Here is a 10,642-nt window from a genome sequence, read left to right on the forward strand (position 1 = left end):
CAGTGGTGACAAACATCGAGCGCGAACACCTTGATTTCTACAAGGACCTCGCCGACATAAAGCGTACGTTTGTGCGGTTCGTGAACAGGGTGCCATTCTATGGCAGCGTGGTCATGTGTCTAGATTGTCCGGCCTGTCGAGCCATCCAGCGACGGGTGAAGAGAAGGCTTGTGACTTACGGCCTGGAAACACCGGCCGATTTCCGGGCTAAGGACGTCCAGCTTTACGCGTTCTCTTCGGCGTTCACCTTGCTGTATCAAGGTAAGGAGGCGGGCCGGTTCAGCGTGGGGATGCCCGGGGTTCACAACGTTGAGAATGCGCTGGCCACAATTGCGGTCGGAGTTGAGATGGGGATGGACCCTCGTTCAATTGAGCAGGCGCTGGCGACTTTCCCCGGTGTCCATCGCCGACTGGAACGCAAGGGCGAGAAGAAGGGCATTGTCGTCTTTGATGACTACGGACACCACCCGACCGAGGTGCGCGTGACCGTCCAGGCCCTGCGGCACGCATATCCGGCAAGCCGGCTGTGGGTAGTGTTTCAGCCGCATCGCTACACGCGAACCAAGTTTCTGGCCCAGGAGTTTGGAACCGCTTTCGATGACGCGGATGCGGTTGTCGTCACCGGGTTGTACGCGGCCTCAGAGCCGCCGATTCCGGGAGTGAGCGAGGAGTTGATTCTCGACCAGATAAGGGCCCGCGGCAGAAGCGGACTCATTGTCCAGCACGTTCGGGAAATTGACGAGATTCCTGAGTTTCTGAAGGAACGCTTGAGTTCCGGTGACGTGGTGCTAACTTGTGGAGCAGGGAGCATATGGCGGACTGGCGAAGCGATTTTGGCTCGGCTGTAGGTGTCGAATCAGACTGCCTACGTCGAGATGAGCCTTTGAGCGAGCACACGACGTTTCGCATTGGCGGGCCGGCGGACGTGTGGCTTGACGTCTCGAATGAACAGACGCTGGCCCGGGCAATCGAATTCTGCAGTCGAAACAGAGTGCCATGGTGGGTACTGGGCCGTGGGTCCAACGTACTGGTCTCTGACCAGGGTCTGCGGGGCGTTGTGCTGCACCTGGCCGGCCAGTTCAGCGATGTCAGAGTCAAGTCCGGCGTGATTGACGCTGGAGGTGGAGCAATGCTTGACTTTGTCGCCGAGCAGGCTGAGCAGGCCGGACTCAGCGGGGCTGCGTTTCTGGCCGGAATTCCAGGCACGGTCGGCGGCGGACTGCGAACAAATGCCGGTGCGTTCGGCCAATCACTGGCAGACATTATCCTTCGGGTCTTCGCAATGAACCACATGGGCGATGTTGTTGAGCTCGGTACAGACCAACTGCACCACGCATACCGCTGCCCGGTGGTTGAGCCTGACTTGGTAGTGCTGAGGGTGCTGCTCCGCCCCGGGTCAGGGAGTACCGATTCCGTTTCCGAGATACGAAGGAAACGCCGCACCCGACAGCCGGAGCAGCCTTCGGCCGGCTCGTTCTTCAAGAATCCTCGAGCCGAGGAGCCGAAGGGTGGAGAAGTCAGGAATTCGAGTGGTACGATGCCGCAATCCGCACCTTCTGGCCGGATTCCAGCCGGAAGACTGATTGAGCAGTGCGGACTGAAGGGTAGGACGATTGGCGGAGCTCAGGTTTCAGAGAAGCACGCCAATTTCATTGTCAATACCGGCAACGCTCGCTTCGTTGATGTGTACGAACTCTCGCAGGTCGTGAAGGCCAGCGTTGAGATGCAGACCGGTATCATGCTGGAGGACGAAGTGCAGGTGCTGCCATGAAAGGCGCGATCTGTTTCGCAAGTCGAGATGCAGACCCCGGAGGTATTGAAGGTTACTGTGCTGCGAGTCTCAGCGTACTTGCTTTCGGGCTCTGGTGGCAATGCCATGATGGTATGCGGTACAGAGAGCGCAGAACGGAGGTGGAGTGATGGCAAAGGTCAGACGGACTGCAGCCATTGATATCGGGACGACGAAGGTCGCATGCGTCGTGGCCGAGACCGATGGTACGAACAGAACTAGCATCGTTGGTTACGGCGTGGCCCCTTCGCTGGGGTTCAGACAGGGCGTGGTCATCAATCTGGACAAGGCGACCGAGTCGGTCGCTGCAGCCGTGGCCGCTGCCGAGGAGATGTGCGGCGGTAAGGTGAAGGCCTATCGCACCTTGATCGGCATCGCCGGTGACCACATCAAGTATCTTGCTGGCATCGGCGCGGTGCCAGTGCGGAAGCCTGCGAAAGGTATTGGCCAGCGTGACCTCGAGGATGTCATAAAACAGGCACAGACGATAAGGCTGCCGAACGATGAGCAGATTCTGCACGTCATTCCGACGCAGTTCATCGTTGACGGCCAGAAGGGGGTGCGCGACCCGCTCGGTCTCTACGGTGTCCGGCTCGAGGTCGAGGCACTGCTGATTATCGGTGCGGTCACAGCGGTTCAGAATATCGAGCGCGTGCTTGAAGGGCTCGATATCCGCAACCGGCTCATGGTGTTGCAGTCCTTGGCGTGCTCGTTCGCAGTATGCGCTGAGGACGACAAGGAACTGGGCTGCGCGCTCGTGGACCTGGGCGGCGTTACCGACCTTTCTATCTGCCGTGAAGGTGAACTCCGGTTCACCAAGATGCTGCCAATCGGTGCGGCCAATATCACTAAGGACGTGGCCATCGGGCTGCGGACAACGTTCGCCCATGCCGAGCAGCTCAAGCGCCAGTATGGTTGCGCGATGACCAGCATGGTTGAGAAAGACGAAGCCCTGTCGGTCGAGGACGCATCCGGCCGTGGTGTCAAGCAGGTTTCTCGCCGACTGCTTGCGTCAATCATCGAGCCGCGGGTCGAGGAGATTCTCAACCTTGTAGATGCGGAGCTGCGCAAGACCGGCATGGCCGAAGGACTGTCGTCCGGCGTGATACTGACCGGCGGCGGTTCACTGCTCAAGGGTGTGGACATACTGGCTGAGCAGATAATGGGCATGCCAGTGAAGCTGGGCCGGCCGGACAAGTTCGCCGGACCGGATGAGGTTGTGAAGAATCCGGTGTTCGCAACCGCAGTCGGACTGATCCACTACGGTCTTGAGGGTCGTTACTTCCATGAGGTGCTGGCGCCCGGGACGTTGGCGAGGCTGTTCGATGAACTCAGAAATTCGTTTTCCTGAGCACGGCGCTGTAGACCGGAATTCAGTAGTTCTGGCACTGGGTTCCGGGCGTCAGACGCCCGCAATGTCAATGAAAGAAAGCACCAGTGATCCAAAGAAGAGAGGAGACAGGAGATGATCGAGCCAGTAGACGAAAGAAAGCTCACCCGCATCGGCGTGTTCGGGGTCGGCGGCGCCGGCTGCAACGCAGTAAACCACATGATTGACGCCGGACTGTCCGACGTCGAGTTCTACGCCATCAATACCGACCTGCAGGCACTGTCAATGTCCGCATCGGCGAACAAGATTCAAATTGGTGCCCAGTTGACCGGTGGTCTCGGTTCGGGTGGCGATCCGAAGATCGGCCAGCAGGCAGCCGAGGAGTCAATCGAGCTCATCCGCGAGAACGTGGCTGGGTTCGACATGGTGTTCATCGCTGCAGGCGAAGGTGGCGGTACCGGCACCGGTGCGGCGCCGGTTGTGGCCGAGACGGCGAAGAACCAGGGTGCCCTGGTTGTGTCGGTGGTCACGCGGCCGTTTGAGTTCGAGGGCAAGGCCCGTGCGCGCAAGGCAGCCGAGGGCATTGACAAACTCCGGGCCAAGGTTGATACACTAATCGTCCTCCCGAACCAGCGCATACTTGAAGTGTACGGGCAGGCACCTTGCTTCGAGGCGTTCCGCATGGCAGATGAGGTTCTGTTAGCTGCGGTGCGCGGTATTGCGGAGATCGTCACGTCACGGCAGCTTATCAACATTGACTTTGCCGACGTCCGGGCGGTCATGGCCGAACGGGGTGGCGCGGTAATGTCGGTGGGCGAAGCCAACGGCGATGGCCGAGCAACCGAGGCAGCGCACCGAGCTCTTGCCTCGCCGCTCATCGAGAACGTCTCGATTGAGACCGCAAGAAAAATCCTTCTCAATATCTCAGGCGATGCCAGAATGACACTCAAGGAAGTAGACGAAGCCGCTTCGACAATCTATCATGCGACTAACGGCCAGGCCGATATCCGCATGGGTGCAGCCCGGCAACGGGGCCAGAAAGAGGGTATCAGGGTCACCCTCATTGCTACCGGGCTTGCCGAGCCGTTGCCCAAGGTTGAGGACCTGACTGACCTGTTGACCGACGCCGACCTGTTTCCGTCCCGACGGCGCCGAGTCGGAAAGGACGGCGAGTTGGTGCTGGATAGGGGTGACTTGGAGATACCGACCTTCCTGCGGCGGAGTTTGGACTAGCCTGGGAAACCGCTGGCTGATTTCGCATACTGCGGATCAGCGGCTGCATGCCCCAGTTTCTCGCTGACCTGTTCCCAGCCATTGTCTGAGTCGCTGTCGGCCGTGTCACCTTGACTTCGACCCAGACAGGTCTAGAATAAAGCCCCCTTGAAAGTAGGCGCTTTTACTCTTTATTCGCTATCCGACGGATACTTCGGACTCGATGGCGGGGCGATGTTCGGGGTTGTGCCAAAGGTGCTATGGGAGAGACGTAACCCGCCAGATCAGAAGAACCGGATACGACTGGCGCTGCGCTCGCTGCTCATTACTGCCGGCGAGGAACGTATCCTGGTGGACACCGGTATCGGTCGCAAGTACGGTCCTGAGTTCAATTCGATGTTCAATGTTGACGACTCTGAGAATCTACTCGATTCACTCAGACAGTCAGGGTTTCACCCTGACGACATCACGGTTGTAGTTCAGACTCATCTGCACTTTGACCATTGCGGCTGGGCAACCCGGCGGGATGAGACTGGCAGACTGGTTCCCACCTTCAGAAATGCCCGGTACGTAGTGCAGGCCTGGGAATGGGAGGATGCGACCCACCCAAACCGCCGCACCCGGGGGTCGTATCGCCAGGACGACTTCCTGCCGCTCGAAGCTGCCGGACTTGTCCAGCTGGTGGATGGCGATACCGAGCTCATGCCGGGAGTGAAACTCCTACGTACGGGCGGACACACACGGGGACACCAGATAGTAATCATTAAGGCTATTCCAGATACGAGCTCCCAGACAGCAGAGGTCAGAAATAGACATGCAGTAGGCAGGCGTACGGATACTTCGCTGTCCTGTCCAGACACCCAGGCCTCAAGTCCGGTTGCGGTTTTCTGGGGCGACCTGATACCGACGACAAGCCACATCGAGATTCCCTACATCATGGGTTACGACACCTTTCCGCTTGTCACGATGGACGTGAAGGAGAAACTGGTGGCCCTGGCTGCAGATGAAGGCTGGCGATGTTTTTTTGAACACGAGCCGAATGCGGCTGCAGGCTGCATCCGCCGGGAAGGTGACAAGTTTCGCTTCGTACCGCTACAAGTGGAATGAACAATCGGCGGGCAGAGTACAGAGGACAGAGCAACACTGGTGAGAAAAACACATTAGGCAGGCTGGCCCCCAACTTTCTCACAATGGATGCCTTCCTTGGTGCTTTCTCGTGCGCAAGAAGGAGGATTAGGTGACAACTGACTGGAGACAGAAGTATAAGGACAAGCTGAAGAGCCCGGACCAGGCCCTTGAAATCTTGAATCCGGGCGACCGGATGTTCATCGGCTCAGCCTGCGGCACGCCCCAGAGGCTAGTTCAGGCGCTGGCTGACCGGCCGATCGAGGACGTGGAAATCGTCCATCTGCTGACCCTAGGGGTTGCGCCATATGCTCAGGAGACACTGGCGACCCGGTACCGGGCCAACGCCTTTTTCATTTCGGCTAATGTCCGGTCAGCGGTGTGGGAGGGCCGGGCCGACTACACACCCATTTTCCTCTCCGAGATACCGACACTCTTTCGCAGCGGCAGGCTGCCGCTCGACGTGGCTCTGATTCACGTTACGCCGCCGGACGAGCACGGGTTCTGTTCCTTCGGGGTGTCAGTGGACATCACCAAGCCGGCGGCCGAGGCAGCCCGTCATGTCATCGCCGAGGTGAATCCGAGGATGCCCCGCACGCTGGGCGATAGCTTCATCCACGTCTCAAAGATCAGTGCTTTGGTGGAAAATGACGCGCCGCTTTATGAGTTTGTGACTCCGGGCGAAAGCGAGGTGGCGCGCCGTATCGCCAAGAATGCCGCAGACCTGATTGAGGATGGTTCCTGTATCCAGGTCGGATACGGCGGCATCCCCAACGCACTGCTTTCCTATCTCAAAGACAAGAAAGACTTGGGTGTGCACACCGAGGTATTCTCGGACTCGACCATTGACCTGATTGAGGCAGGTGTCATCAACTGCCGGAGGAAAACGCTGCATCCGGGCAAAGTGATTGCGTCGTTTGCGATGGGGTCACAGCGCCTGTTCCGCTACATTGATAATAATCCGATGTTCGAGTTTCACCCCGTGGACTATACCAACGACCCGTTTGTCATCGCCCAGAACGACAAGATGGTTTCGATTAACTCCGCACTCGAGGTGGACCTGACCGGGCAGGTATGTGCCGACTCGGTCGGGTTCCGATTCTATTCCGGTATCGGCGGACAGGTGGACTTCGTACGCGGTGCAGCCCGGTCCCGGGGCGGCAAGGCAATTATTGTCCTGCGTTCCACCAGGGATAACGACCGTTTCTCCCGAATCGTGCCTACCCTTACCGAAGGTGCGGGTGTTGTGACCTCCCGCGGGGACGTGCACTACGTGGTTACCGAATGGGGTACGGCCTACCTGCACGGCAAGACCGTTCGTGAACGGGCGCTTGCGCTCATTTCTATCGCCCATCCGAAGTTCCGTTCCGAATTGTTCAAACTGGCAAAGGAGAAGCACTACATCTACGCCGACCAGCCTGAGCTGCCACTGGTCCAGGCGCGCTATCCCGAAGAATTCGAGGCCCGCGCCACGCTCAAGGACGGAACTGCGATATTCATTCGGCCGATAAAGCCGACCGACGAACCGCAGATGCGCGACTTGTTCTACTCTTTTTCAAAGGATACCGTATTCTATCGTTTCTTTTCGTACTTGAAGGCGATGCCGCATGAGAAACTCAGTAAGTTCGTCAACGTGGACTATGAATCCGAGATGGCAATCGTGGCTGCACTGAAACATGCAGGCGAGGAAAAGCTCATCGGCTCGGCCCGTTACTATATTGACAAGGCCACTGGTCTGGCCGAGTACGCGATCGAGGTGCAGGATGACTTTCAGAACCGCGGAGTTGGAACCGCGCTGTTCAACCATCTGATAAAGGTGGCGAAGATGAAAGGCGTTAGAGGATTTGTTGGCTACGTCCTGGACACCAATACCCGGGCCTATCGCCTGTTGACGAAGACTGGTCTTCCAATCGAGACCCAGTGGGAAGACGGAGTTTACACCCTGACAATGAGGTTCAAGGATGAGCCAAGGTAATCTGGACTTCATCTTCCGCCCCAAGTCGGTTGCCGTGGTTGGAGCCTCCACTCACGAAGGTACGGTCGGCCACGCCCTGTTCCGTAACATTCTGATGAACGGTTACAAGGGCGTCGTGTATCCGGTCAATATGAAAGCGAAAAGCGTCTTGGGGGTGAAGGCCTATCCTTCTGTCCGGGACATCGAAGACGCAATTGACCTCGCCGTGCTCATCGTGCCGGCGCTGGCTGTGCCTGCTGTGTTGGCCGAGTGCGGCCAGAAGCAGGTGAAGGGTGCCATCGTCATCTCGGCCGGTTTCAAGGAGCTGGGGCCAAGCGGTGCCGCCCTTGAACAGGCAGTTCGGGACCGGGCGCGTTCTTTTGGCATCCGGCTTATAGGACCTAACTGCTTTGGCATGATCAACACCGCACCTGAAACGAGTCTGAACGCTACGTTTGGCCGGGTGATGCCTGGCCACGGCACCATCGCACTAGTCTCGCAGTCCGGAGCGATTGGCGTCAACGCCCTGGAGTATGCTGGGGCCGAGGAGGTTGGTCTTTCCAAGTTCATTTCCATCGGCAATAAGGCGGATGTGAATGAGTGCGACCTTCTGGAGTACCTCAAAGATGATGAGGAGACAGATGTCATCGCCCTGTACTTGGAAGACCTAGTGAATCCACCCAGGTTCATGCGTATCGCCCGTGAGACTACTTCGCATCCAACTCGGCCCAAGCCGATTCTTGCCATCAAGGCCGGCCGTACTACCGAAGGCGCCAAGGCAGCATCTTCCCATACTGGTGCGCTGGCTGGTTCGGATGCCGCCTATGACGCTTTCTTTGCTCAGGCCCGGATATTGCGGGTTGACACGATCAACGAGCTTTTTGCCAAGGCTGCGGCTCTTGACTACCAACCGGTGCCCAGAGGCCGCCGGGTGGCAATACTGACCAATGCCGGCGGCGTTGGTATCATGGCGACCGATGCGTGCGTACGCAACGGTCTGGAGCTGGCCCGGCTAAGCGAGCGGACACGGACCGAGTTGAAAAAACACCTGCCGGTAACCGCTTCAGTCGCTAATCCGGTTGACGTCATCGGCGACGCGGATGAGAAGCGGTACCGGGCCGCGCTCGAGTTACTGATTGCTGATGAAAATGTGGACGGACTCATACCAATTTGGACTCCGACTCTGATGGCCGAGGCTGTGGACGTGGCCACGGTCATCGCCGAGCTCGGGCAGAAGTCAGATAAGCCGATTCTAGCCTGCATCCAGACGATGGGTGACTCGGCTGACGTGCGCAAAGCGCTGCTGCGCGACCGGATACCCCACTACCAGTTTCCTGAGAATGCGGCCCGGGCCTTGGCCGCGATGGCCGAATATGGTGTGTGGAGTCGCAGGCCTCAGGGCGAGGTGAAATATTTCACCGACGTGCACCCGGATGTCGTCAGAGAGATTCTTGTCCGGGTCCGGTCCGGTCGGTCTCCGACTGGCCGGCCCCGACCATCGGGCTTTGTCGCTGAGTCCGAGGGCCATGAGATTCTTGGTGCGTACGGGTTGCCAGTTCTGCCCTCGCGGCTGTGTCACACCGTGGACCAGGCGGTCAAGGCTGCGGACGAGTTCGGGTACCCGGTGGTCATCAAGGTCGTCTCACCCCAGATTCTCCACAAGACCGATGTCGGCGGGGTGCGGGTGAACCTGACCGACGCCGCTGCCCTGTCACGTGAGTTCCTGACGATGTTGGAAAACATCAGGCAAGTAAGGCCTGAGGCCGACGTGTGGGGCATCCTGGTTCAGAAGATGGCAGACAGGCGAGGCACCGAAACCATCCTCGGTATGAAGCGTGACCCCTCATTTGGGCCGCTTCTCATGTTCGGGCTTGGTGGTATCCTCGTTGAAGTCTTGAAAGACGTTGTGTTCCGTATCGCACCAATCAACGACCTGTCGGCCGAGTCAATGGTGACCGGCATCAAGGCGGCAAGGATACTACAAGGTTTCAGGGGCGAACCCCCGCGAGACGTACCGAAGATAAAGGACTGTCTCCAGCGTCTGTCGCAATTGGTCACCGACTTTCCGGATTTCGACGAAATAGACATCAACCCACTGCTGGTTTACGAACAGGGCAAAGGTGCAGTGGTCCTTGATGCCCGCTTCGTGCTGAGATAGTCGCCGGAGTACGAATTCACAGAACAGACAGCGAATGAAGGTCGCTGGCTGCGTTCTGTTGTTCTCCGAGCCGGTGGAGACATGGTCGAGAGAAGACCATGGTCAGACACGTGCTTCGGCGGCTGATAAGGCCGGCCTGACTATGGTCGAGGAACTGTTCTATCTTTGCTTGATACGGGTGGCGCTTGACTCGGACGCTAGCGAAGATACGATGCGGCCATGGGTTCAACGCCTGACCCGGTATTGCGTGTCCCGGATTTCCGTCGCCTAGTCACCGCCACAACTCTGTCCCAGCTCGGCGACCGGCTTACCCACATGCTGCTCATCACGGTTATTGCCGAGGCACGGCCAGGCCGACTCTTCGGGTATGCCGAAGGCGCGATGGTGTTTGCCGTGCCTACGCTACTTCTCTGCCCAATTGTGGGCGTCCTGGTGGACCGGTGGGATAAGCGTCGAGTTCTGACTGTTGTCCACCTGATCCAGTCTGCACTGCTTTTTCTCACGCCGCTTGCCATCTGGCTTTTCCGCAGTTTCGTACCGTTCTGGGTTGCGCTGCCGCTGTTCTTCGGTCTTGACCTCTTCAACAATACCGCCAGCCCGGCCCTGCTGCCGGCGATTGTCGGCCCGGACCGCATTCTTCGCGCCAACTCAGTAAGTACGACCTTTGGCCGGCTCGCCACGATTCTGGGCATGGTCGCCGGCGGGTTTCTTGTCCGCTGGGTCGGATGGAACCTGGGACTTGTGGTTGATGCTTGCACCCACCTTTGTGCCGGTCTAGTTGCCTTGACCATCGCAACTCGGGTAGCCGCGGCTCCGACCAGGCCCCAGACGCTCCGTCACACGGTCTTTGCCGCCCTCTGCCGTTTTGGGAGCGAACTTAGCGACGTGCTACGTCTTGTCGGTCGGAGCCGCATTATCGGGTTCGTCTTGGGCTCAATTGTTGTCTCGACATTCATTGCCGCGGTGTCCTATACCGTGCTCATCTACCTCATCCAGCAGGTCCTCGGCCTTGGCACTCCCGGGGTGGGTGTATTCACCGGCATCCTTGCCGTCGGTATGGTCGGTGGCGCAGTC

Annotated in this window: 9 protein-coding genes; all 9 read left to right on the forward strand. The window is 58.6% G+C overall.

Translation table 11 applies throughout. The features are described from left to right. On the forward strand, positions 1 to 848 hold an 848-nt coding region (locus tag ABIL25_09425), incomplete at its 5' end, for a Mur ligase family protein (GenBank protein ID MEO0082489.1). Further along, positions 812 to 1,771 carry a UDP-N-acetylmuramate dehydrogenase gene (gene murB, locus ABIL25_09430; protein ID MEO0082490.1) on the forward strand — a complete coding sequence of 320 codons (960 nt, stop codon included), beginning with the start codon at positions 812 to 814 and terminating at the stop codon, positions 1,769 to 1,771. The genes ABIL25_09425 and murB, both read left to right, overlap by 37 nt. Positions 1,772 to 1,919: 148 nt before the next feature. Beyond that, entirely contained in the window at positions 1,920 to 3,140 is a 1,221-nt protein-coding gene (gene ftsA, locus ABIL25_09435; GenBank protein MEO0082491.1) for a cell division protein FtsA, read from the forward strand. 114 nt (positions 3,141 to 3,254) lie between these two features. Further along, positions 3,255 to 4,352, forward strand: a complete 1,098-nt coding sequence (gene ftsZ, locus ABIL25_09440) for a cell division protein FtsZ (GenBank protein ID MEO0082492.1) — start codon at positions 3,255 to 3,257, stop codon at positions 4,350 to 4,352. A gap of 147 nt (positions 4,353 to 4,499) precedes the next feature. Next, entirely contained in the window at positions 4,500 to 5,438 is a 939-nt protein-coding gene (locus ABIL25_09445) for an MBL fold metallo-hydrolase (GenBank protein MEO0082493.1), read from the forward strand. A gap of 130 nt (positions 5,439 to 5,568) precedes the next feature. Continuing rightward, positions 5,569 to 7,431 carry a GNAT family N-acetyltransferase gene (locus ABIL25_09450; GenBank protein MEO0082494.1) on the forward strand — a complete coding sequence of 621 codons (1,863 nt, stop codon included), beginning with the start codon at positions 5,569 to 5,571 and terminating at the stop codon, positions 7,429 to 7,431. Next, positions 7,418 to 9,568: an acetate--CoA ligase family protein gene (locus ABIL25_09455; GenBank protein ID MEO0082495.1), complete on the forward strand. Its 2,151-nt coding sequence runs from the start codon at positions 7,418 to 7,420 to the stop codon at positions 9,566 to 9,568. The genes ABIL25_09450 and ABIL25_09455 overlap by 14 nt, the downstream gene beginning before the upstream one ends. A gap of 34 nt (positions 9,569 to 9,602) precedes the next feature. Then, positions 9,603 to 9,839, forward strand: a complete 237-nt coding sequence (locus ABIL25_09460; protein MEO0082496.1) for a hypothetical protein — start codon at positions 9,603 to 9,605, stop codon at positions 9,837 to 9,839. Beyond that, positions 9,788 to 10,642 (forward strand): MFS transporter (locus ABIL25_09465; protein ID MEO0082497.1); only part of this gene is annotated, 855 nt, incomplete at its 3' end. The genes ABIL25_09460 and ABIL25_09465, both read left to right, overlap by 52 nt.

It is taken from the genome of candidate division WOR-3 bacterium (assembly GCA_039801365.1).
In the GTDB taxonomy this organism is placed as follows: domain Bacteria; phylum Hydrothermota; class Tepidihabitantia; order Tepidihabitantales; family Tepidihabitantaceae; genus JBDRUN01.